Origin of the sequence: Pseudomonas vancouverensis, assembly GCF_004348895.1 — a bacterium.
In the GTDB taxonomy this organism is placed as follows: domain Bacteria; phylum Pseudomonadota; class Gammaproteobacteria; order Pseudomonadales; family Pseudomonadaceae; genus Aquipseudomonas; species Aquipseudomonas vancouverensis.
The window spans coordinates 108,880-132,316 of record NZ_RRZK01000020.1 but is presented as its reverse complement, the minus strand read 5'-3'; the positions used below and the strand labels follow the sequence as shown (position 1 = coordinate 132,316).

Annotated in this window: 25 protein-coding genes and 2 tRNA genes; 13 read left to right on the top strand and 14 right to left on the bottom strand. The window is 59.9% G+C overall.

The genetic code is table 11. The features are described from left to right. Positions 1–58: 58 nt before the first annotated feature. The 9 genes from EIY72_RS16015 to EIY72_RS15975 all read left to right on the top strand — a co-directional run bounded on the left by EIY72_RS16015 (position 59) and on the right by EIY72_RS15975 (position 8,575). Positions 59–2,509 carry an autotransporter gene (locus tag EIY72_RS16015; protein ID WP_093220143.1) on the top strand — a complete coding sequence of 817 codons (2,451 nt, stop codon included), beginning with the start codon at positions 59–61 and terminating at the stop codon, positions 2,507–2,509. Between the two features lie 104 nt (positions 2,510–2,613). Further along, positions 2,614–3,681 (top strand): NAD(P)H-dependent flavin oxidoreductase, encoded by a 1,068-nt coding sequence (locus EIY72_RS16010; protein WP_093220140.1) that lies wholly within the window; start codon positions 2,614–2,616, stop codon positions 3,679–3,681. Between the two features lie 125 nt (positions 3,682–3,806). Further along, positions 3,807–4,574: a molybdate ABC transporter substrate-binding protein gene (gene modA / locus EIY72_RS16005; RefSeq protein WP_093220136.1), complete on the top strand. Its 768-nt coding sequence runs from the start codon at positions 3,807–3,809 to the stop codon at positions 4,572–4,574. Continuing rightward, on the top strand, positions 4,575–5,255 hold the full coding sequence (modB, locus tag EIY72_RS16000) for a molybdate ABC transporter permease subunit (RefSeq protein ID WP_093220133.1): 681 nt from the start codon (positions 4,575–4,577) through the stop codon (positions 5,253–5,255). Between the two features lie 3 nt (positions 5,256–5,258). Continuing rightward, complete coding sequence (gene modC, locus EIY72_RS15995; RefSeq protein ID WP_093220130.1) at positions 5,259–6,338, top strand: molybdenum ABC transporter ATP-binding protein; 1,080 nt, start codon at positions 5,259–5,261, stop codon at positions 6,336–6,338. A gap of 75 nt (positions 6,339–6,413) precedes the next feature. Then, positions 6,414–7,439, top strand: coding sequence for a DNA topoisomerase IB (locus tag EIY72_RS15990; protein WP_371315401.1), 1,026 nt, complete (start codon positions 6,414–6,416; stop codon positions 7,437–7,439). A 72-nt stretch (positions 7,440–7,511) separates the two neighbouring features. After that, a complete protein-coding gene (locus tag EIY72_RS15985) occupies positions 7,512–7,733 on the top strand; it encodes a hypothetical protein (protein ID WP_093220126.1) in 222 nt (73 codons plus the stop codon). 123 nt (positions 7,734–7,856) lie between these two features. Continuing rightward, positions 7,857–8,087 carry a hypothetical protein gene (locus tag EIY72_RS15980; RefSeq protein ID WP_057714650.1) on the top strand — a complete coding sequence of 77 codons (231 nt, stop codon included), beginning with the start codon at positions 7,857–7,859 and terminating at the stop codon, positions 8,085–8,087. A gap of 203 nt (positions 8,088–8,290) precedes the next feature. Then, positions 8,291–8,575, top strand: a complete 285-nt coding sequence (locus tag EIY72_RS15975) for a hypothetical protein (protein ID WP_093220121.1) — start codon at positions 8,291–8,293, stop codon at positions 8,573–8,575. A gap of 15 nt (positions 8,576–8,590) precedes the next feature. Here the strand turns inward: EIY72_RS15975 and EIY72_RS15970 are convergent, their stop codons facing one another. After that, positions 8,591–9,283: a TetR/AcrR family transcriptional regulator gene (locus tag EIY72_RS15970; protein WP_093220117.1), complete on the bottom strand. Its 693-nt coding sequence runs from the start codon at positions 9,281–9,283 to the stop codon at positions 8,591–8,593. A gap of 135 nt (positions 9,284–9,418) precedes the next feature. Here EIY72_RS15970 and EIY72_RS15965 point away from each other — a divergent pair, with 135 nt between their 5' ends. Both EIY72_RS15965 and EIY72_RS15960 read left to right on the top strand, forming a co-directional pair. After that, positions 9,419–10,255 (top strand): Rossmann-fold NAD(P)-binding domain-containing protein, encoded by an 837-nt coding sequence (locus tag EIY72_RS15965; RefSeq protein ID WP_093220113.1) that lies wholly within the window; start codon positions 9,419–9,421, stop codon positions 10,253–10,255. A 104-nt stretch (positions 10,256–10,359) separates the two neighbouring features. Then, positions 10,360–10,554 carry a hypothetical protein gene (locus tag EIY72_RS15960; RefSeq protein WP_093220109.1) on the top strand — a complete coding sequence of 65 codons (195 nt, stop codon included), beginning with the start codon at positions 10,360–10,362 and terminating at the stop codon, positions 10,552–10,554. Positions 10,555–10,558: 4 nt separating this feature from the next. On the opposite strand, the gene EIY72_RS15955 is transcribed toward EIY72_RS15960, so the two are convergent. The 11 genes from EIY72_RS15955 to EIY72_RS15905 form a co-directional block, all read right to left on the bottom strand. Continuing rightward, positions 10,559–11,158: a Do family serine endopeptidase gene (locus EIY72_RS15955; protein ID WP_093220105.1), complete on the bottom strand. Its 600-nt coding sequence runs from the start codon at positions 11,156–11,158 to the stop codon at positions 10,559–10,561. 297 nt (positions 11,159–11,455) lie between these two features. Then, positions 11,456–11,977, bottom strand: coding sequence for a DUF3016 domain-containing protein (locus EIY72_RS15950; protein WP_093220101.1), 522 nt, complete (start codon positions 11,975–11,977; stop codon positions 11,456–11,458). A 263-nt stretch (positions 11,978–12,240) separates the two neighbouring features. Then, positions 12,241–12,714, bottom strand: coding sequence for a nucleoside deaminase (locus EIY72_RS15945; protein WP_093220097.1), 474 nt, complete (start codon positions 12,712–12,714; stop codon positions 12,241–12,243). Continuing rightward, the gene (locus EIY72_RS15940; protein ID WP_093220093.1) at positions 12,711–13,373 is read right to left on the bottom strand and encodes an ankyrin repeat domain-containing protein; all 663 of its coding nucleotides are present in this window, start codon (positions 13,371–13,373) and stop codon (positions 12,711–12,713) included. Before EIY72_RS15940 ends, EIY72_RS15945 begins: the two co-directional genes overlap by 4 nt. A 238-nt stretch (positions 13,374–13,611) precedes the next feature. Beyond that, positions 13,612–13,698: transfer RNA gene (locus tag EIY72_RS15935), tRNA-Leu, on the bottom strand. 196 nt (positions 13,699–13,894) lie between these two features. Continuing rightward, positions 13,895–13,968 (bottom strand) — tRNA-Cys (locus tag EIY72_RS15930). 205 nt (positions 13,969–14,173) lie between these two features. Then, a complete protein-coding gene (locus tag EIY72_RS15925) occupies positions 14,174–14,524 on the bottom strand; it encodes a RidA family protein (protein WP_093220090.1) in 351 nt (116 codons plus the stop codon). Positions 14,525–14,557: 33 nt separating this feature from the next. Continuing rightward, complete coding sequence (locus EIY72_RS15920) at positions 14,558–15,394, bottom strand: EamA family transporter (RefSeq protein ID WP_093220085.1); 837 nt, start codon at positions 15,392–15,394, stop codon at positions 14,558–14,560. Positions 15,395–15,563: 169 nt separating this feature from the next. After that, positions 15,564–16,829 (bottom strand): OprD family porin, encoded by a 1,266-nt coding sequence (locus EIY72_RS15915; protein ID WP_093220081.1) that lies wholly within the window; start codon positions 16,827–16,829, stop codon positions 15,564–15,566. 111 nt (positions 16,830–16,940) lie between these two features. After that, a complete protein-coding gene (locus EIY72_RS15910) occupies positions 16,941–17,420 on the bottom strand; it encodes a DMT family transporter (RefSeq protein ID WP_093220076.1) in 480 nt (159 codons plus the stop codon). Positions 17,421–17,432: 12 nt separating this feature from the next. Next, on the bottom strand, positions 17,433–18,824 hold the full coding sequence (locus EIY72_RS15905) for an amidohydrolase family protein (RefSeq protein ID WP_093220073.1): 1,392 nt from the start codon (positions 18,822–18,824) through the stop codon (positions 17,433–17,435). Positions 18,825–18,936: 112 nt separating this feature from the next. On the opposite strand from EIY72_RS15905, the gene EIY72_RS15900 reads away from it, so the two are divergent. Further along, positions 18,937–19,830, top strand: coding sequence for a LysR family transcriptional regulator (locus EIY72_RS15900; RefSeq protein WP_093220069.1), 894 nt, complete (start codon positions 18,937–18,939; stop codon positions 19,828–19,830). Between the two features lie 45 nt (positions 19,831–19,875). Here EIY72_RS15900 and EIY72_RS15895 read toward each other — a convergent pair whose 3' ends face one another. Both EIY72_RS15895 and EIY72_RS15890 read right to left on the bottom strand, forming a co-directional pair. Beyond that, positions 19,876–21,072, bottom strand: coding sequence for an MFS transporter (locus EIY72_RS15895; protein ID WP_197678833.1), 1,197 nt, complete (start codon positions 21,070–21,072; stop codon positions 19,876–19,878). A gap of 77 nt (positions 21,073–21,149) precedes the next feature. Beyond that, complete coding sequence (locus EIY72_RS15890; protein ID WP_093220066.1) at positions 21,150–22,175, bottom strand: zinc-dependent alcohol dehydrogenase family protein; 1,026 nt, start codon at positions 22,173–22,175, stop codon at positions 21,150–21,152. Positions 22,176–22,357: 182 nt separating this feature from the next. Between EIY72_RS15890 and EIY72_RS15885 the strand changes: the two genes are divergently transcribed. Continuing rightward, entirely contained in the window at positions 22,358–23,245 is an 888-nt protein-coding gene (locus EIY72_RS15885; RefSeq protein WP_093220062.1) for a LysR family transcriptional regulator, read from the top strand. Positions 23,246–23,437 lie beyond the last annotated feature (192 nt).

The following is a 23,437-nucleotide window of genomic DNA, read 5'->3' as shown; positions in this document are numbered from 1 at the left end:
ATGCTTTTTTCGCGGCACTGAAAAGCTGCGGATAACTGTCCTGTCGATGGAGCTGGCAATGTCTCAAGTGCGTAGGGTTACCGTTTTATTGATGCTCTGTCTGCTTCCGTTCGGTGCTGCTCAAGCGGCCACTACACAACCTACCCAAGCTCCCGCAACGCAGGCACCGGCCACCCCGAACTGGCCTCAGGTCCTGACCGCAGGCGACACCAAACTGACCATCTACCAGCCGCAACTGGACAGCTGGGACGGCTATACCCTGAACGCCCGGGCCGCGGTTGAAGCCACCGGCGCCGACGGCACATCCACCTACGGCATCGTGCAATTCAGTGCCCATACGCTGGTCGACAAGGCCACCCGCTGGGTCGCGCTCGATCAGTACACCATCACCAAGGCCGACTTTCCCGACAGTGCGAAAAATGCTGACAGCTGGGTGGCGGCGCTGAAACAGGACGCCGAGAAACGCACCAAGACGCTCTCTCTCGATCAGCTCGAAGCCGCGGTCGGGGTGATCGCTGCCGAGCACAAATCCAATAGCGAACCGTTGGAAAATACCCCACCGACGATCATATCCAGCGACGTACCGGCGCTGCTGGTGTACATCGATGGCGAGCCTGCCTACCGCCCGGTGGAGGGCACTTCGCTGCAACGGGTGATCAACACCCGTCCGCTGCTGCTCAAGGACGCCCAGGGCAAACACTATCTGCATGTCTTTGATGGCTGGATGGTCGCCGACAACCTCGGCGGCCAGTACGCGCCCCTGCCCTCGCCTTCGGCTGAACTGGAAAAAGCCAAACAGGCCGCAATCCAGAGCCGCCAGGTCGACCTGCTGACGGGCCAGAGCGATGCCAAGGACAAGGCACCGACCCTGGGCAAGCCACCGCTCCCGCAAATCTATATTGCCACGGCACCCACTGAACTGTTGGTCACCGACGGCGCGCCACAATGGCAACCGATCCAGAATACCAAGCTGCTCTATGTCACCAACACCACCGGGCATATCTTCAAGGAGATCGGTGACCAGGACAGCTATGTGTTGATTTCCGGGCGCTGGTTCCGCGCCAGTGACATGAAAGGCCCCTGGACCTTTACCCCGGCAGACAAACTGCCGGCGGACTTCGCCAACATTCCCGACGACAGCCCGAAAGAAAACGTCAAAGCCTCGGTCGCCGGTACGCCACAGGCGAAAGAAGCCGCCATCGCAGCGACCATTCCGCAGACCTCGGCGATCAAGAAGAGCCAGGTGAAAATGAGCACGCCGGTGTTCGATGGCGAGCCGCAGCTCAACGCCATCAAAGGCACGCCGCTGCAATATGTGATCAACAGTCCGATGCCGATCATCATGGTCGATGCCAACAACTGGTACGCGGTCGAGAATGGCGTGTGGTTCGTCGCCACCTCGGTGCAAGGTCCGTGGCAAGTCGCGACCTCGGTTCCGGCGGTGATCTACTCGATCCCGCCCAGTTCACCGATGCACTACGTCACTTACGTGAAAGTCTATGAGGCCAGCGGTGACACCGTGGTCGTGGGTTACACACCGGGTTATCAAGGTTCGACGATCGACCCGGACAGCGGCGTGGTGGTGTATGGCACCGGTTACCCTTACACACCCTGGGTCGGCACTGTCTGGTACGGCCCGCCGGTGACTTACGGCTTTGGCGTAGCGATCCGCTATACGCCGTGGACAGGCTGGACCTTCGGCTTCGGTTTTGGCTGGAGTTGGGGCGGCAGCACCGTGGCCATGGGCTGGGGCTGGGGTGCCTACCCCTGGTGGGGCAACTACGGCTGGGGTTATGCCTGGGGCCCGCACCTGTACCCGGCACCCATGCCTTGGGGTGGTGCCGCCTATGGTTACCATGGTGGCGCCGTTGCCTGGGGCCCGGGTGGCTGGGCAGGTTCCACCGGCAATATCTACCGTCAGTGGGGTGATCGCGCCTCGGTCAGCCGCTATGGCGCCGGTTACAACGCCTGGACCGGCAACCGCTGGGCCGGTCAGGTCGGCGCCTCCTACAACTCACGAACCGGCGTGGCGGCCGCGGGCCAACGCGGCGCGGTGCACAATGTCTACAACGGCAACTATGCCGCAGGAGGTAGCGGCGCGGCAGTCGGCCCGAATGGCGGTGCCATAGCCGGTCAACACGTCACGGCTGGTAATGCCCGAAACGGCACGCAGGTCACGGCCAATCGCGGCGCCGTCTACAACCCCAACACCGGCAACACCACCCAGTTCGGGAACGTGCACGGGCGCAACAACGGCGTGGCGCATGTCGGCAACAACGTCTACGCCGGGCACGACGGCAACGTCTACAAGAAAACCGACAGCGGCTGGCAATCAATGGTCCAGGGCGGCGCCACCCGCACTGCTCCAGTGAATGCACCCCAGGCGCAAAGCCTTGATCGCGAATCCGCCGCGCGTAATTTCGGTAACGACCGTTTCAATGACTTCCATAACTCTTCACAGGTGATGAACCACTCCTTCGGCGGCGGTGGCGGCTTCCATCGGCGCTAAGGACAGGCAAGCGGACGAAAAGACGACTGGCCTTGCGCCAGTCGTTGCGTTACAAATCCAGTTCCAGCGTCCCTGCCCGGATCGCCCGTCGGAGAACACAGCACATGAAGCAATGGCCTGACACCCGCATTCTTGACCTGCTCGGGATCGAACTGCCGATCATTCAAGCGCCCATGGCCGGTGCCACGAATTCGTCTATGGTGATTGCTGCTTGCAACGCTGGCGGCCTTGGCTCGATGCCAGCAGCAATGTTGAGCACCGAGCAACTGCGCGAAGAACTCAAAACCATTCGCCAGCACACGCAACACCCGATCAACGTGAACTTCTTCTGCCATCAACCGCCAGCGGCCGATGAGCAACGCGCAAAAGAATGGAAAGACCTGCTGCAACCCTATTACCAGGAGCTGGGGGCTGACTTCGAGGCGCCGACCCCGGTCTCGAACCGCGCCCCTTTCGATCACGCAGCCTGTGAAGTCATCGAGGCATTGCGCCCTGAAGTAGTGAGCTTCCACTTCGCTCTGCCGGAGAAATCCCTGCTCGATCGCGTGAAAGCCACGGGGGCGAAGGTCCTGTCGTCAGCGACCACTGTTGCAGAAGCCGTATGGCTCGAGCAGCACGGCTGCGATGCGATCATTGCGATGGGCTACGAAGCGGGCGGCCATCGCGGGATGTTTCTCAATGACGACCTGAGCAGTCAGGTGGGGACCTTCGCACTGGTGCCGCAAGTGGTCGACGCCGTAAAGGTGCCGGTGATTGCCGCCGGCGGTATCGCCGATGCCCGTGGCGTTGCTGCGGCGTTCATGCTCGGCGCTTCGGCAGTGCAAGTGGGCACGGCGTACCTTTTCACGCCTGAAGCCAAGGTCAGTGCCTCTCACCACAAGGCGCTGCGTACTGCAAAAGAAAGTGAGACGGCTGTCACCAACCTATTCACGGGTCGTCCGGCTCGCGGGATTCTCAATCGAGTCATGCGTGAACTGGGGCCAATGAGCGCCAAGGCACCCGCCTTTCCGTTGGCCGGTGGCGCACTGATGCCGTTACGCGCCAAGGACGAAGCCGACTTCAGCAACCTCTGGGCCGGTCAGGCATTCACCCTCGGCGTCGAGATGAGCACTGCGCAACTGACACGAAAACTGGCCGAGGAAGGCCTGGAAAGGCTGCTGAATCGCGCCTGAACGGTATTCGGGGGTAAAATTGTATACAGTTTCATGACAACACATTCCGTTTGCAGGCAATTCGCTATATATTCCGCTACATAACGAATCACCCCCTGCTGTACCAGCCTACGACGGAGCGTTTCATGACCACTCGTGCCTTACGTTTTGCCCCTACCTGCCTCGCCAGTCTGCTTGCGGTATTCGCCTTCGGTTCTGCTCAGGCAGACGAAGTGCAGGTCGCTGTTGCGGCCAACTTCACCGCACCGATTCAAGCCATCGCGGCTGATTTCGAAAAAGACACCGGCCACAAACTGGTGACCTCGTTCGGTGCCACCGGCCAGTTCTACACCCAGATCAAGAACGGCGCGCCGTTCGAAGTGTTCCTCTCGGCTGACGACAGCACCCCGAAAAAACTTGAAGACGAAGGCGACTCCGTCAAAGGCTCGCGCTTCACCTACGCGGTGGGCACCCTGGCCCTGTGGTCGGCCAAGGAAGGCTACGTCGATGCCAAGGGCGCGGTCCTGAAAAAGAACGAGTACCAGCACCTGTCCATTGCCAACCCGAAAGCCGCGCCTTATGGCCTGGCCGCCACCCAGGTATTGGCCAAGGAAGGTCTGACCGACAAGGTCAAGGACAAGATCGTTGAAGGCCAGAACATCACCCAGGCCTTCCAGTTCGTCTCCACCGGCAACGCCGAACTGGGCTTTGTTGCCCTGTCGCAAATCTACAAGGACGGCAAGATCACCAGCGGTTCGGCATGGATCGTTCCGGCGAACCTGCACGACCCGATCAAGCAGGACGCAGTGATCCTCAACAAAGGCAAGGACAACCCGGCTGCCAAGGCACTGGTTGACTACCTCAAGGGGCCAAAAGCGGCCGCGGTCATCAAGTCCTACGGCTACGAAATCTAAATGTCGCTAACGAGTGCCGATTTTGCCGCCATCTGGCTGACCCTTAAACTGGCGTCACTGACGACCGTCATCCTGCTGATCATCGGCACTCCGATTGCGTTATGGCTCTCGCGCACCCGCTCCTGGTTGCGCGGTCCGGTCGGGGCGATTGTCGCCCTGCCCCTGGTGCTGCCGCCCACGGTGATTGGTTTTTATCTGTTGCTGACCATGGGCCCGAACGGCTTCATCGGCCAGTTCACCCAATCACTGGGGCTCGGCACCCTCACCTTCAGTTTTACCGGGTTGGTCATCGGCTCCGTGGTGTATTCGATGCCGTTTGTGGTCCAGCCCCTGCAAAACGCCTTTTCCGCGATTGGCACCCGTCCGCTTGAAGTGGCAGCGACACTGCGGGCCAATCCCTGGGACACTTTTTTCAGCGTTACCCTGCCATTGGCGCGCCCCGGTTTCATCACCGCCGCCATTCTCGGTTTCGCCCACACGGTCGGCGAATTCGGCGTGGTGCTGATGATCGGCGGCAATATTCCGGAAAAAACCCGCGTGGTCTCGGTGCAGATCTACGACCATGTCGAGGCCATGGAATACGCCCAGGCCCACTGGCTGGCCGGCGCCATGCTGATATTTTCCTTTGTCGTTCTGCTGGCGCTGTACTCCAGTCGTCAAACCAAAGCGGGCTGGAGCTGATCGATGATTCAAACGCGCCTTAAACTGGACTATTCGGGCTTCGGCCTGGATGTTGACCTGCAGCTGCCGGGGCGGGGTGTCACCGCGCTGTTCGGGCATTCCGGCTCGGGTAAAACCACTTGCCTGCGCTGTATTGCCGGGCTGGAACGGGCCGATCGGGGTTTCGTGCAGATCAACGATGAAGTCTGGCAAGACAGCGAAAACAGAATTTTCGTGCCGCCTCACAAGCGCGCCATTGGCTATGTGTTTCAGGAAGCGAGCCTGTTTTCCCACCTGTCGGTGCTGGCCAATCTAGAGTTCGGCCTGAAGCGAATCCCCCGGCAGCAACGCCGGGTCGACATGGCCCATGCCACCGAATTGCTCGGCATCAGTCATCTTCTCGATCGCCACCCGCAACACCTTTCCGGCGGCGAACGCCAACGGGTCGGCATCGCCCGCGCCTTGCTCACCAGTCCAAAGCTGTTGCTGATGGATGAACCGTTGGCCGCCCTGGACTCGCAACGCAAAAACGAGATCCTGCCGTATCTGCAACGGCTGCACGACGAACTGGATATCCCGGTGCTGTACGTCAGTCACTCCCAGGATGAAGTGGCGCGACTGGCCGACCATATCGTCCTGCTCAGCGATGGCAAGGCACTGGCCAGTGGTCCGATTGGCCAGACCCTGGCGCGACTCGACCTGCCGCTGGCCATGGGCGACGATGGCGGTGTGGTGATCGAAGGCCGAGTCAGTGCCTATGACGCCGATTACCAACTGCTCAGCCTGCAACTGCCCGATACCGACCTGAATATTCGCGTACCCCACACACCACTGGCTGTGGGTCAGATGCTGCGCTTCAAGGTTCAGGCGCGGGATGTCAGCCTGAGCCTGGAACCGGTCGGCCACAGCAGCATCCTCAACCGCCTGCCGGTCACCGTGACCAGTGAAATGAGCGCTGACAACGCGGCCCACGTACTGATTCGGCTCGATGCACAAGGATCACCGTTGCTGGCGCGTATCACCCGCTACTCACGGGATCAGTTGAAGGTTCATCCCGGCCAGCCGCTCTGGGCGCAAATCAAGGCAGTGGCCGTGCTGGCTTGAAATACTCGGCACGTCCGCAATGGCGCGAGGTCAATGCCTGTAACGGTCACTGACTTCTTGCCCAGGACATTCGCCATGCCCGATGTGCTGCCACCCGACCTGCATTACGTCGACGACACCCTGCCCGGCATCACCCGCCGGACATTGCGCGGCAAATTCGCCTATTTCGACCCCAAGGGCGAGCGCATTCGCGATCCGGACGAAATCAAACGCCTCAATGCCTTGGCGGTACCACCGGCCTACACCGATGTGTGGATCTGCGCCGACCCGCGCGGGCATCTGCAAGCCACCGGCGTGGATGCACGGGGGCGCAAACAGTACCGTTATCATCCGCGCTGGCGCGAGGTGCGCGATGCCGACAAATACCTGCGCCTGCGGGATTTCGGGCTGGTCTTGCCGAAACTGCGCAAGCAACTCGAAGCCTTGCTGGCGACCCCAGGCCTGAGTCGCGATAAAGTCATGGCCACGGTCATCACTCTGCTCGATGCGACGCTGATCCGCATCGGCAACAGCCAGTATGCCCGGGACAACCGCTCCTACGGCCTGACCACCCTGCGCAGCCGTCACGTCGAGGTCAACGGCAACGCCATCCTGTTCCAGTTCCGCGGCAAGAGCGGCGTCGAGCACCAGATTACCGTAAAGGACCGGCGGCTGGCGCGGATCATCAAGCGTTGCCAGGAAATCCCCGGGCAGAACCTGTTCCAGTACATCGACGAAAATGGCGACCGGCACACCATCAGCTCTTCAGACATCAACACCTACCTGCAAACCCTGACGGGCGCCGACTTCACCGCCAAGGACTACCGGACCTGGGCCGGCAGTGTGCTCGCGCTGGCCAAATTGCGCACCTTGAGTTGGGAATCCGAAACCGAGGCCAAGCGACATGTGCTGGACATGGTCAAGCAGGTCGCCAAACAACTGGGCAATACCCCGGCGGTTTGCCGCAAATGCTACATCCACCCGGCCGTGCTCGACGGCTTTCTGGCGGGGACATTGAGCCAGCTACCCAAGGCGCGCATCCGCAAGGGGCTGAGCGCAGAAGAAGTCGGCCTGGCGATGTTTCTGGAGCGAGCCTTGGCGGCGGCCGAAGCGACGAGTTGAGCTGCCTATTTTTTGCACGATTGCCAAGGGCTTCTATAGTTGTTGTGAATGTGAAAGGGCTGCGGAGACGCCATGGAAGACATTTTCGTCGTGAAACGTTGCAACAGAATCATCATCCATGGTCGCAGGGCTGGAGAGAGCAGCCATCAACCACCAGAAGCCGCCGTGTGGTATCGCATTACCGATACCCGCACCCAGGGTTTCATTGGCGATGGCTACGACCTCGAAGAAGACGCGTTGCACGTTTGCCAGCAGCTCAATGCCAGATCACAGGTCTCGGAACGCCAAGGCTGAAGGCCCTGCGCCGTATTTTCACGTCTATACTGAAGAGGCTGAAGGACTGGCGAACCCTCGGCGAAAGCTCGCTCCCGGCGGGCTTTTTGCTGCCACACCCGATGCTACGAACGGAGGTGTCTCATGTCCGAAAAAGAGTCCATCACCACCCTGCTCACCCTGCTCGACTCACGTCAGGCTCGCCTGGCGGCGGCCTGCAAGGAGATCGCCGATTGGGTCGATCATCAAGGCGGGCATCCCACCGCGCTGAGAATCCGCGACCGTCTGAACGACATCGAGAAGGACACCCCGCTGATTCGCCACACCTTGTCCTCGCTCAAACCCGTCGACCGTCCACTGCCGCGGTTCAGATGAGTTCATCCGAACCCTCGATGCGAGGACACGACCTGGCGCACGGTGCATGATCGACGACGCCGACGTCATCGGCTGCGCGACTGCCAGATCGCCCTCCACCCTCTCCTGCTCGGCCTGACGCAGGGATTTGCTGTCCGCGCAATAAAATCGAACGCCGTCGCGCACGTGGGGTCAACCGATCACACGTCAAAGGAGGCGTTCCGATGGTTACCCATTTCAAAGTCAGCGGGCATCTGGCTTGCGGCCACAAAGGCAGCAACCTCGTCTCGAGCAGCGAACTCAATCGCGTCAAATGCAGAAGCTGCCGCAACACCGACGCCTACAAGGAAGCGCGCAAGGCCCAACGCAATGCGACTCGCCGCGCTGCCCGTCAGGCCAAGGCTGCACATACCGCCAGCAACTGGCGCTCAGCCTGGACAGAGCGCCTGACCGCCATGGCCGGTTTGCAACGACTTCCACGGGGTTTCGCCAACCAGCCTTTTGTATAACCTCAAGCCTGCCGGCTAAACGATGGCGCCCGCAGACCCGGGCGCCATGATCTCGCGCAACGACATGCGCTTGAAGGCCTCGACCAGCCCCCGGCCTTCCTCCGGTCCGCAGGTTATCGCCAGGCGCATCGTCGACTCACCCAACTGCCAGATCAAAAACGCCGATTCATTGACTTGTTTTTCATCGCGATCCGGATCGACGCGCAGGATGGTCTCGGCCAGTAATTTGCCGGCGACGCGGCTTTCTTCAAGCTCCAGCTGTAGCAGTTGCTTGTCCGCCTGCATGCCCGACCAGATGTCGCGCATCACCGGCGCCGCCATCACGAACGCGTAGTACAGATCCAGTAACCCGCAATAAGCGGCCTGCAGCCCCTGCCGATCCTCAACGGCCTGCAATGCTTCAGCGATACAGCGACGACTTTCCGCGTTGAAGCGCTCGGCCAGCGTACGGATCACCGAAGCCTTGTCGGGAAAGTACTGGTAGAGCGACCCGATGGAAATTTGCGAGCGCTCGGCGATTTCACTCATCTTCAGTTGATCGCTGCCGGCGTCCGCAATCAGCTGCGTGGCCACCGACAGAATACGTTCCTGGCGCTCGCGACTGCGCTGCTGCGTGGGCTGACGTCGACCCGCTTCAGCTTTGGCTTGCTCATTGGCTTCGTGGCTTTTTCTCGGCACTCGCGCGTTTCCCGATGAAGAACATGACATTGACTCACCTTAGCACGCAGCCAATGAGGTGGCCGTACGTCGGCTGCTGGAACTTGTGGTTTGACGGAAAAACATGAGCATCTATCATCTTTTAAACGTGAGCATCACTCACATTAACCGATGGAGATGAACGCGATGAAATCCACTGAGCAGACCTATCTCATCCTGGGTGCCACCGGCAAAACCGGCAGCCGAATCACTCAGCGCCTGAAAACCGCGGGCTATAACGTTCGCGAGGGCTCGCGTAACGCCGTCCCGCCCTTCGACTGGGAAGACCAAAGTACCTGGAGCGCAGCGCTGGATGGCGCTCAGTCGGTGTACATCGCCTACCAGCCTGATCTTGCTGTCCCCGGTGCCGTGGAAACGATTCAGGCATTCACCCGGCAGGCCGTTGCCAGCGGCGTCAGCAAGCTGGTGCTGTTATCCGGCCGGGGTGAAGAGGAAGCGCAACAAGCCGAGCTGGTCGTACAAAACAGCGGCGTCGACTGGACGATCCTGCGCGCGAGCTGGTTCTTCCAGAACTTCAGCGAAGGGCACTTTCTCGAACCCATCCAGCAGGGCGAATTGGCACTGCCGGTGGGCAATGTCGCCGAACCCTTTGTCGATGCGGAAGACATCGCCGATGTCGCCGTCGCCGCCCTCAGCCAGCCCGGGCACGCCCGTCAGCTGTATGAATTGACCGGGCCGCGGGCGCTGACATTTGCCCAGGCGGTTGCACACATCGCTGACGCGAGCGAACGCGAGATTGCTTTTGCAGGCGTACCGCCCGCTGCCTATCGAGCCGCACTGGAACAAGCGCAACTGCCGCAGCCGATGATCGACCTGGTGTTGTACCTGTGCACCAGCGTGCTCGATGGCCGTAACAGCGCGGCTGCCGACGGCGTGCAACAGGCACTGGGCAGACCGGCACGGGACTTTGGCGACTATGTACGGCGCACGGTCGCTACGGGTATCTGGGATAAACCCGAGTGAAATCCGACGTGCTGCATTGGCGGGGGTCGGCAACCTCGTCTAGGGTGATTTTCGTATCGAACTGCGGCGCCTTTTTTGGCAGGAGCCTGATTAAGGAGGAACAGATGTCATCCATTCGAAATGCTGAAAAAACCTACCGCCAGTGGTCCAGCCCGATCCTGCTTGAACTCAAGGAACGGGAACATCAAATGAACCCGTCGGATCGCCAGGCCTTGCAGAATATTCTGCTGGAAAGACGCCTGGTCAACTCCGGCAACCCCGCCGGCAATGAGCGCCGTAAAGCCGACCCCCGGCATTGATCAGCTATTTCGCGACATAGTTCGCACTGCGTGGATCATTGAGTTTTGCCTGCAAAAATCCCCACTCCCGGGCGATGATCGCGTAAGGGATGAACACGCTGATCCGCTCTGCAGATTTGACCCCCGGGTGATATTTCACGTCATTGAGCGTGGTTGAATAGAAGCCGACATTGATACCGACAATGTCGCCATCGTTGCCCATCACTGGCCCACCGGACATGCCCTGTACCAACGGGGCATCGTGAATGGCGTAGTGGTCGCCACTGTGTTCGTTGGTGTTGATGAACGGCGTCGGGTACACCTTGCCCTTGCCGGTGGTGGTGATCATGTAGGGGCTGGCGCCCACGGCGGTGATGTCTTCACCGACACGCGGGGCACGCCAGGTGGGCAGGCGGCCATTGGCCTTGTGCTGTATGAACACCAGATCGCAGCCGGTGCTGCAGCTGTATTTCACGTAGGGAATAAACGGCGTATGCCGGGTGGTCACGGCGTAATCTTCATTCCATTGCACCGCCGAGGCCATGTAGAAATAAGGGATCGGAAAACCCGAAAACACCGCGAAATAAGCATCGTTGGAAGTGGCCGACAGATCGGGTCTGACCATGCCGTTGCATCCTGCGATCGAAGCTCCCATTAACACGTACGCCAGAATCCTGATCATGATGGATCACCGACTGATAGGAAGACCGTTCTTGTTGTTTGTCGATTATCGGCGGGGGCTTTCCTTACCCTTTTTCAGTGGACTGTTGTGTTATTTATGGCTGAGTTTTGATGACGCACCTGAATAAATCGCACTAAGGCTAATCGCGTTTTCATACGCAAGAAGTCAGCGCGAGAGGCTGTCCAGGGATCCCCTCACCACACATCTGAGCCAGACGAACGGTTCAAGTACAGGTATGCGTCAATTCAACCCGCTCTGATGCTGATCGGCGAACTGCCTGCGAAACCAGTCCGATAACATGGCCTTCTCTGAATAGAGCCGATCATTGCTGTAGGTACGCCCCGGACGTTGGAGATACATCTGGTCGATCACGCGGGCGTCCGCCTGGCTGACCACCTGACCGTTCTGCTTGAGCACGTAATGCAGATCAATGCTCGGCCAGGTGATGTCGCGCATGAAGCGCACCTCATAAGCATTTTGCCGCCACGGCTCGTATCGACCCGCCAGGTCAATGTCGCGAATTTCAATCTGCAGCTGCTCGTCGGGTGGCAAGTAGCGCTGACCGAGCTTCTCGAAATAGTTGCGCAGCTCTTTCATGACGTACGCATCGGCGCCACGCTCATAGCCCGGACTGTCCAGGCTGGCATCGCGGAATTTATCAGGGTTGATGAAATCGACTTCGACCGAAGACGCTGCGCCAGCAAGTGGAACGAAACACAGCGCGAGCAGCACAATCGAGGTACAAGCGACGGGTAGACGCATGGCTCACCTCCAGGTGCAGCGCCTTGCAACTCATGCTGCACACTGTTCAGTTTACGCCCAAGTCGCTTTCTGGGCTCCTGCCCCGCTCGACTCTGCAACACCCGTTTTTTTTGCAGGTCGCATTAGTCGGACTGTGCCTGTCCCTCGTCTACAGGGCGTTCACGCCCTCATCACGCGAGCGTTGAATTTTCTTGCAGCCAATGCAGGGAGGTCACCCTATGGCAAAAATATCAGACTCGGACTACCGCCCCCCTCTATCAAGCTCAGCTTTGCTGAGCATTGTTCCCACGCCTCCAAGCGCTATACAGGAGCGGCATCGCCGGATGCTGCCGATACTCGACCGCCAGCTTTTGTTCGGTTAATGGCAAGGTCATCTGCTCATAGATCTTTGCCGTCGAAAGCCCGAACGGCTCAGCGACTTCGTTGCTCGCAGCGAACACCACCCGGGAAATGCCACTCAGGTACATGGCCGCCAGGCACATCGGACAAGGTTGGCCGCTGGCGTAGATCACACATTCGTTCAGTCGCGTACCCGCTTGCCGAGCCGCTGCACGGATCGCGAGCATTTCCGCATGGGCGGTAGGATCACCGGTCAGGTGAATTTCGTTGACCGCCTCCACCAGCACCTGCCCATTGGCAACCAGTACAGCGCCAAAGGGGCGCCCGCCCTGCGCTACATTGTCGTGGGCCAGGTCAACGGCCCGTTGCAACCACTGTTGGTCCCTGGAATCGTTCATTGAGCCCCCGCTTCGCGCAATTGTCGGGCTATCGCTGTCTGCCCACGACGTTCGGCCTGTTGCAAAGGGCTGACACCCGAAGGATCAGGAATGTTCAAGTCGGCCCCCGCCGCGATCAGTTGAGCGACTATCTGCTGATGCTCCGGGCCACCGTCGGCCAGCACGATGGCCTCCATCAGGCACGTCCAGCCCAGTCGGTTGACATGATTCACGTCGACACCCGCCTCGATCAACAGCTTCACGGTTTCAACGTAGCCGTGCTCACATGCAGGAATCAATGCCGTGCCGCCATAACGATTGGTGCTTTTCAGATCGGCACCATGGGACAAGGTCATTGCGAGGATTTCGTTATGACCGCTGGCGCCCGCCAGCAGATAGGGACTGTCAAAGATAAGGTTCTTGCGATTCACATCGGCCCCTGCCTCGATCAGCGTGCGGGCGATGTCGACCTGATTGTCTTGCGTCGCCAGCAACAAGGCACTGCTTCCATCAAGCCCGCGGGCATTGACGTCGGCGCCTTCAGCCAAGGCGCTCCTGACCTTCTCCACCTGACCCGCGCGGACTGCATCGAGCAAACCTTTATCACCGGCCACGACGTTGCCTGCCAACAATAGTCCCACCACCAGACCAGCATGTTTGAACGATCCATGCCATGTCATAAATACCTCTCGCGAATGCAATTGAATCGCAAGTATGGACAACCGTTACTGCATTAGGAAATTAAATATATGGATGGGAAGCAGTGGTTTTCTGAATGATTTTGCACCTTTTGTCAGGTGCTTTTGCGCGACGACTGCGACAGTTTATTTAGAGGAGATACTGATCCGCTTCAAAATAATGAAGCAGAAACAAACAAGGGTTTGCATCAGCTTTCGCCCGCAAACCCTTGATTTAAGATGGTGCCCGAAGCCGGAATCGAACCGGCACGCCCTTACGAGCGGGGGATTTTAAGTCCCATGCGTCTACCAGTTTCGCCATTCGGGCGGTAGCGCGGTGCAGTCATCTGAACCTGGTCGATCAACGACCTGACAGTTCTGACGCCTGTTCAACAGAGGTGGGAATATATACATCCCGTCCCGGTGAAGCAAGTTCGCAAATGGCCTTTTCAAGACTAAATCTTGCAAGCCATTGCAAATAAAAAAGCTCCGTAAATCATAGATCTACGGAGCTCGTTTATAAGTGGAGGCCGAGGTCGGAATCGAACCGGCGTAGGCGGATTTGCAATCCGCTGCATAACCATTTTGCTACTCGGCCTCAATACATTTCCTGTCGAGTAGCGAACAGGCAATGTGTACAAACTGTCATGAAATCGAGCATTTGAATCTTGCTCTATCTCTTTGAAAACATTGAGCTTTTTCAGCGGTCAGTGCTTTCGATGGCGTGAATTATGTACTCATTTCTTGAGGCTGGCAACCCCTTGATTTCAAAAAAATTTCTGTCGACTGTAATCACGCCCCGATCATCCGCACGCGGCCACCACAATCATCTCCACCCGCCAATCTGGATCAATCAGTTCGGCCAGGGTGCACGCGCGGGTCGGTGCGTGACCTTCGGGAAAGAACGCGTCCCACACCCTGTTCATCCCCGCATAGTCTTCCCGATGGGCGAGCAGGATACGCACCGAAAGCACACGGGTACGGTCGCTGCCAGCGCTGAGCAACAGTTGCTCGATGCCCGCCAGCACTTCGCGGGTCTGCGCCTCGATATCACCGCTGACGTCTTCGGCGACCTGCCCGCCAATATAGAGGTGATTGTCGTAGCGGACCATCTCCGAACGGCGTTTGATCGCAGCGAAACGTTCGATTTGCATAGCGCACTCCAGTTTGAAAACAGCGGTTTCGGATCAGGTTGAGCATTTGATCAGCACGATGCCCACGGCCACGGTGACGGCCGCGATAAGACGGCGGCGACCGAAGGGCTCCTTGAACAGCAGCGTGGCGATCACCGCGCCGATGATCACGCTGCTCTCACGCAGCGCGGCGATTTTCGCGACGTTGTCCAGGGTCATGGCCCAGAGCACCAGTGCATAGGCGGCGCAGTAGGTGAGCCCGCCAAACACCGACATTCGCCAGTGCTCTTGCAGATGCCGGACCAGCGCCCCGCGCCGACGCCGCGCGGCAAAAAACGGAATCGGCAGGCTGAGCACCAGGGTGAAATAGACCAGATACGACAGCACCCCTTGCGAACTGCGCACGCCCTGCGCGTCGATGACCGTATACAAGGCCACGCAGACACCCGCGGCCAAGGCATTACGCGGCGCTCGCCACTCGCCTTTCAGGTTGAGCAGGCTGAGAATCCCCAGGGACAAAATCACCACGCCGAGCATCCCTGACGCAGACAGTGACTCCCCCAGCCACACCGCCGCGAATGCCACCACCAGTAAGGGCGGCAGACCTCGCACCAAGGGATAGACCTGACCGAAATCACCGAAGTGATAGGCCCTGATCAGGAAGTAGCGATAGAACAGATTGACCCCCACGGACAGCAAGATCAGCCCCCAGACCGGCCAGGCAGGCAACGCGACAAAGGGCACGGCGAGCAGCGCGACCACGAACGCGACGCCGTCGACCATGGCCATCGATGAAAGGCGATCGCTGCTCGACTTGACGACCGCATTCCAGCTGGCGTGCATGAAGGCTGAAATCAATACGAGGAGAGTTGCCAGATTGGCGTCGGACATGGGGCGGCTCACTGCAGTAAGGCCAACAGCATGCCCATCGCCAAAGCATCAATCCAATCGGTTATAGCTACACCTGGCATCAGTGAGACTGATTGATCGGATGGCTCTCTGATGAAGCTTGTTCTCGTTCATGCCGTGATCCGTTTCACCGTCACAGCGACAATGCCCATCACCACAACGCCTTCGTATAAGTCAGCAGAATCCGAGTCTCATCGGCATTCCGGGCAAACGACGAACGATAAGTCGCACTGCGCAGACGCAGCGCCAGGTTCTTGAAGGTGCCGTCCTGAATCACATAACGCACCTCGGTATTGCGTTCCCACTCGTTGCCCTTGCCGGCAACACCCGGCACTTCGGCGCTGTCGCCGGCGATGTAGCGGCTCATGAAGGTCAGGCCGGGAATGCCGACCTGGGTGAAGTCGTAGTCGTAGCGGGCCTGCCACGAACGCTCCCTGGCTTCGGCGAAATCGCCGATCTGGGCGAAGTTGACCAGGTAGGCATCGCTGCCTTCGATGTACGGGAAGGCATTTTTGTCCATCATCTGCTGGTAACCGGCACTGAACTTATGGCCGTCGACGGCATAGGCCAGCATGCCATTGAGGGCCTGGTTGTCGATCTTGCCACCTTTGGCCTGGCCTTGATCCTTGCTGGTGGCGAAACGCAGGTCGCCGCTCAGCAAGCCCGGGCCGAGGGGCTGGGTCGCGGTCAGACCGACGAAGTACTGGCTGTAGACATCGCTCAGTTGCGCATAGTAATAGCTGAATTTGACCTGGTCGCTGAGCTTGCGATCGAAGCCGGCCAGGGTCAGGTGGTCGCCTTGCGCATTGCGGGTAAAGCGCTTGTTCTTGTTGTTCAGGGCGATGTCCTCGGCGCTCGTGTCGTTACGGGCGATGACCTTCTGCAACTGCCCTGCCGTGATCGTCGTGTCGGGTACTTCCTGGGAGGTGACCAGCGCGCCGCGGAACGATTGCGGGAGGATCATGCCGTCGTTCGGGCGCAGTGTCGGCAACGATGGAATCAATGAGCCGACTTTCAGCTCCGTCTGCGCGACCTTGACCTTGGCGGTCAGCCCCAGCTTGCTGTACTCGGGATCGGCGCGTCCATTGGCGCGCACTGGCAGCAGCCCACTGCCCGCGCGGTCGGGGCTGGAGTCCAGTTGCAGGCCCAGCATGCCGATCATGTCCAGGCCGAAGCCGGTCATGCCCGGGGTGTAGCCCGACTCAAATTTGAGGATCAGGCCCTGGGCCCACTCCTCGCGCTTCGATTGCTGCGTGCTCGGTCCGTCCCTGAAGTCGCGATTGAAATACACGTTACGGGTTTCGAACGAGGCGTGAGAGTCGGCGAAAAAGTCCGCCTGTGCCCATGGGCTGAAAACCGTCAGCAGCCACGCACAGGCCAACACAGGGTGAGCGCCGGCACGAATCAACGAAGTCATGGCAACACCTTCAACATTTATCAAGGACGAGAGCCGCCGAAGCTGAAGGTCCAGCCTTCGGCTCAAGATCCAGAAAAAGGGCTGAGGCCGAGCGAACGCTCGACCCCGAACTCAAAACGACCTGGCGAGCACGGCGATCATCCGTTCACCGAATAGCGTCACCGAGACGCCCAGCAGCACCACGCAAGCGCCAGCGATCTTCACCGCTGCCGCTGGCCGCAGCACCGCGCCGAGCAAGCCGAAGTGATCGATCGCCAGCGACGACAGCAATTGCCCGGCGATGACCAGCACCAACAGGTTCGCCAGGCCGATGCGCGGCGCCAGCCACACGGTGCAGAAAATCGCCCCGGCACCGAGAATGCCGCCCACCAGGCGCCAGCCCGGCTGGCTCGGCACGACGCTGAGTGAATCCGCCAGTCCGCCGCGAAAAAAGGCGATCACGCCGAGCACGAGCATGCCGGTCAGGAACGAATAGAACGCAGCGGCCATGGTGTTACCCGACATCGCACCCGCTAACTGACTGTTAACCGCCGCTTGGACTGCAATCGCGATACCGGCGATGAACGCCAGCGCAAAGGACATCAGGATCATGGCCGTGGCCTCTTAGTGGGTGTGCAGAGGGCTGAAGGATTCAGCGAACGGATCCGCCGTGTAGCCCGCCTTGTCGAACAGGTAGGCACGGGATTCTTCGGTGGCGGCTTCCAGTTGCTCGCGGTTGACGCCCAGCACCACACCGCCCTGCTTGCGAATCCGCCCGGCGATGATCACGGTGTCGATATCACCGCGCTCCGCTGCGTGAACCACGGTGCCGAGGGCATTGTTGGACGGGTAGATGCTCAGGTTGTCGGTGCGGATCAGCACGATGTCGGCCTGTTTGCCCGGCGTCAGACTGCCAATCTTCGACTCCAGCCCGGCACAGGCTGCGCCATCGACTGTGGCAGCCTTGAGCAACTGGCGAGCACTGAGCAGATCCGGCGCGGGCTGCTTGCCGTGGAAACGCGCACTGTGTGCCGCCGCCCGTTGCAGGTAAAACGCCACGCGCATTTCGGTGAACATGTCGCCGCTGTACGAGCTTTCGTTGTCAACGCTCAGGCCCGGGTTCATGCCGTGGTCGACGGCTTTCTGCCAGGCGAACACACCGTCTTCAAGGCCATAGTGCGCATCGGAACGTGGGCAAACGTTCACCTTTACCCCGGCGTGGCGCAGGATCGACCAGCCGTGGTCCGGCAGGCAGGTGCAGTGGTTGAAGATGTTGTCCGGGCCGAGCAGACCTTCTTCCTGCAACGCGTCCAGCTCGGTGGCCATGCCCGCACCGAAGAATTCGGTGACGATGTTCAGGCCCAGCTCGCGGGCGACCGCCCACTGCTCGCGGTCGATCTGCGACATCATTGCCAGGCTGACCAGCGCGTTGGGCTCGGTGGCGTATTTGCCTTTCAGGCGGCGCAGGTCGCCGGGCCAGTTGGTCGACTCCCACTCACCGGACAGCGGCGCACCCGGGGCGTGCACCGCGCGAATACCGGCGTCCTGCAGGGCTTCGATGGCCGCGTCCGAATGCGCACCGCTGCGGGCGTTGTGCGAGTTGTCGATGATGGTGGTGATGCCGGCGTTGATGCAGCCCAGCGCAGTCAGCATGTTGCCGACGTACATGTCCTGTGGACGGTAGTACTTGGCGAACGAAAAGTGGGTGGCGTTGCAGTAGTCTTCAAGGGTCGGCGAATCGGGGTTGATGCGCCGCAACTGACCTTCCCAGGCGTGACGGTGGGTATCGACCAGGCCCGGGATCACGATCATGCCCCTGGCGTCTACCACCTCGACACCTTCAGCGGAAAGCTCGCTGCCGACAGCGATGATTTGTGTGCCGCGAATCAGCACATCAGCGCTGGCAAAATTGCCCAGGGCGTCATCCATGGTGATGACCATGCCGCCCTTGAGCAGCAGCAAACGATCGGCGCCGGGCAGCGCGCCGAGCGGCAGGTTAATCGGTTCTACGGACATGGGAACTCCTTGAGCGATGCCGGCAGGATTGCCGTTGCATGCATTGTCGGACTCAAGGTGTTTATTTAGAATACAGCATTATCTTCAAACATTATGAAGAGTGAGATACATAATGCGCGGCAGCGAATTTGCCAACCTCAAAGCTTTTTTTGCGGTGGCCCAGGCCTGTAATTTCTCCCGTGCCGCCGAGTCCCTTGGCGTCTCGCCTTCAGCCCTGAGCCAGACCATCAAGAGCCTGGAAGAAGGCTTGGGGGTGCGCCTGCTCAACCGCACCACCCGCAGTGTGTCGATGACCGCCGCTGGAGAGCGACTGTATGAACGTCTGCAGGTGATCTTTGCCGACCTCGATGCCGCGCTGGAAGAACTCAACGAGTACCGCGACACGCCATCCGGCACTTTGCGCATCAGCGCGCCGCAGGTGGCCATGCTGCACTTCATCCAGCCGATCCTGCCGACCTTTCAACTGGCCTATCCGAACATCAAGCTCGAACTGACTACCGACGACAGCACCACCGATATCGTCGCCCAGGGCTTCGATGCGGCCATTCGTCTGGGGGAGTTCATCGAGCAGGACATGATCGCCCTCAAGCTCAGCGAGCCGCTGACGCAAATCGCCGTGGCCTCACCCAAGTACCTGAAACTGCGCGGCGCCCCACTCAAACCTGTGGAACTGCTGCAACACAGTTGCGTGAATTGGCGGCGCTCGGGCGAGGCCGGTTTGTACAAGTGGCGCTTTCAGAATGGCGAGACGCCGTTTGAGCTGAGCGTGAAAGGCTCGCTGGTGGTCAGCGATTGCGCGGTGGCCTTGCAATCGGCGGTCGATGGCCTTGGCATCACGGTGTGGATTCGTGAATGGATCAAGGCCGAGCTCGACAACGGCAAACTGGTGCCGCTGCTGGAAGAATGGGCGACGCCCTTCCCCAGTTTTTACCTGTACTACCCCAGCAACAAGCAGATGTCTTCGGCGCTGCAGGCGTTTATCGGGGCATTGCGATCAGCTCACTGAACGAAGCAAGCATGAGTCGCACAGCGCGACTCATGCTCAGGCACATCAACCTACCTGCACCGCGCCCTGACCGATTCGCTCGGCGCCGCCGCCATACAGCACCGCCTTCACTGCCAGCACGATGAACGCCAGCACGGCGCAGATCAGCCCGCACCAGATTGTACCCGGCAGGCCATAGGCTTCGATGAACAGGCCGCCTATCCAGGCGCCGACGGCGATACCACCGTTGGCGGCGGAGACGTACAGGCTGGTGGCAAACGATTGGGCTTCGGGCGCGGCGGTGGTCAGCCACATCTGCGTGATGACCATGCCGCTGGTATGAATCGCACCCCAGAGGAACACGATCACCACCATCGAGCCGATCGACGCACTGCCGAAGGCGTACAGCACCAGGTAGGCCAGGCTCAACAGGATCGGGAACATCAGCACGGTTTTCACCAGGTTGCCTGAGAGCAGCCTGCCGGCGTAGAGATTGCCCAACACCCCGCCGACACCAAACAGCACCAGCATCGCGCTGATGCTGTCGTTGTCCATGCCGGTCTGGTTTTTCAGGTACTCGGCGGCATAGCTGTACACGGCGAACTTGGTCATGAACACCAGCACCGTCGCGACAATCGCCAGCCACACCGCCGGCTTGCGCAGGATGGACAACTGGCTGCCAAAGGATTCCGGGGCGTTGTGCTGACGCGGCAGACGCAGCAACAGGCCGACGGCGGCGAGCAGGGTCGCCACGGCGCAGAACAGGATCGACACTTCATAGGAGAAACGCCCCGCCAGCCAGGCGGTCAGCGGCACACCAAACACCAGGCCCAGGGTCGTACCGATGAACGCCACGGTGGTCGCGTGGGTGGCGCGCTCTTTGGGATAAAGCGAAATCGCTGCCGCGAAAGCTGCGGAGAAAAACACCGGGTGCAGCATCGCCGGCAAAATGCGCAGCGCCATCAACGTCGAATAGTTCGGCGCGTAGGCGGAAAACACGCTGCACAAGGAAAAACACAAGAGCGCTGCGACCAGCACTTTCTTGCGGTTGAAGCGTGAAAACACCAGCACCAGAAACGGGCCGAACAAGGCAACGATGATGGCGAACAGGCTCATCAACAGCCCAGCCTGGGCCACCGTCACCTGAAATCGCTCAACGATCAGTGGCAGGATGCCGACGACGCCCAGCTCCAGCGTATACAGGCCAAACAGGCCCAGAATGATGAACGGCATGACGCTCATCGGGTTGGGTGAACGGGTCATCTGGATGTCATTCCTTGCAGGAAAAAAAGCGGGCAAGGCCTTACGGCGCTTGCCCGAAGAAAATGGCGGTCAGGCGATCAAGCCTTGGCGAAGTCGATCACGACCTTGCCGAATGCACCGCGGTAAACGTGGGCGAAGGCTTGCGGCACTTCAGTGAAGGCGTACGTGGCATCGATGACCGGCTTGATCCCGTGATGATCGATCATGCGCACCATGTCTTCCATGGCACGGCGTGGGCCGACTGCAACGGCGACGATCGACGCCCGGCTGCCCAGCAGCGGCATGATCGAGGTGCGCACTTCGTCGGATTCGAGCAAGCCGATGATCGACACGCGACCACCAGGAACGACCGCTTGCAGGGAGCGACCGAGGTTATCGCCACCGGCCATTTCCAGTACATGGTCGGCGCCACGGCCGTCGGTCATCTCCAGCACGGCGGTGTGCCAGTCCGGGGTTGTGCTGCGATTGATGCCGTGGGTGGCGCCGAGCTTGATGGCGTGGGCGATTTTTTCATCGCTGCTGCTGGTAACGATGACCTTGGCACCGCTGGCGGCAGCCAACTGCACGGCGAACAGCGAGACGCCCCCCGTGCCCTGCACCACCACGGTTTGCCCGGCGTGCAAATGCCCTAGTTCGATGAGTGCCATCCACGCCGTCAGTGCGGCAATCGGCAAGGTGCTGGCTTCGACGGCACTGAGGTTTTTCGGTGCACGCACACACCACTCTGCCCGTGTCACGACGTATTGAGCGAGCATGCCCTGGATCGGACCACCCTGGGTCGGCATCTCGGCCCAGGTCTTGGGATTACCATCGATCCAGTTTGTAATGTAGGTCGACAGCACACGCTCCCCGACTTTGAAGCGTGTCACGCCCTCACCCACCGCGACGACAATGCCGGCCATGTCGGAGGCTGGCGAGAACGGGAATTGCAGCGTCGCGGTCATGCCGTTTTCGACCACCTGGGTATCCCGGTAGTTCAACGACACCGCTTCGATTTTGACCAGGATTTCCCCGGCCTTCGGTTGTGGACGGGCGGTATTGACCAGGCTCAGGTTGTCCAGGCCAAACGCGGAAATTTCCCAGCGATTCATTACTTCAGTCATGGCGGCTATCTCGGGCAGGTATCAGTGATGCCTATCTTAGGGACCGTCATGCAGTGGATTAAGTAGGTGAGCGTTCCGTTATCTACGGAACTTTTGTTCCGTAATTCCCGCACATTGCCTGCGGGACATTGCGAAAAAACCGGTTAACATCAGGCATCGTGCATCCGTCATCGAGAGCCAGAATGGACAGCCTTAACACCCTGAATGTTTTCGTGTCCGTGGCCGAAACCCGCAGCTTCGTGGCCACCGCTCGCCTGATGGGTGTCTCGGCCTCGGCCATTGGCAAAAGCATCGTGCGCCTGGAAGAGCGGTTCGGCGTCAGGCTGTTCAACCGCAGCACACGCAGCGTGACCCTGACCGAGGAAGGCCACCGGTTCCTTGAGCGCAGCCAGCGCATCCTTGCGGAAATAGAAGCCGCCGAGGCCGAGTTTTCCCAGACCAGCACCCTGCCCCGTGGCCGTTTGAAAATCAGCCTGCCGCTGGTCAGTGACCCGTTTATTCCGACGCTGGCGCGGTTTCGCATTGCCTACCCCTCTATCGAGCTTGACCTGACGTTCGACGACCGGCGTGTCGAGGTGATAGAGGAAGGTTACGACGCGGTGTTGCGCAGCGGTGAGCTGCCCGATTCGAGCCTGACGGCACGGCACCTTGGCGACTACCAGATGATCCTGGCTGGCGCGCCAGACTACTTCCAGCGCCATGGCATCCCGGAACAGCCAACGGATCTGTTGCGCCATACCTGCATCCAGTTTCGTTTTCCCAATACCGGCAAACTGCAGGTCTGGCCGATCCGCCGCAACGACCAGGAACTCGATTTGCAACTGCCTACCTCAGTGGTGTGCAACAACCTCGAGGCCCGGGTCGGCTTTGCGGTCCAGGGTGTCGGTATCGCCTACCTGCCCGACTTCGCCATTCGCCAATGGCTCGACTGCGGCAAGCTGGTGAGCGTACTCACGGACTGCTCGGAGACGGGCACGTTCCAGATCATGTGGCCTTCGGGCAAGCACCCCTCGCCGAAGCTGCGGGTGTTTATCGACTTTCTGAAGGAACAGCTGTTTCCGGCTGCCTGACACCAATCATTGCTCAACACCGCTATCCCTGTGGGAGCGAGCTTGCTCGCGATGGCAGTGTGTCAATCAACTCAAGTGCCGAATGAGACATTGCAATCGCGAGCAAGCTCGCTCCTACGGGACTTGTGAGCAGGCACACCCTGAAAATGAAACACATCGTGTAACAACTAAAGTCGGCGACACTGACCAACG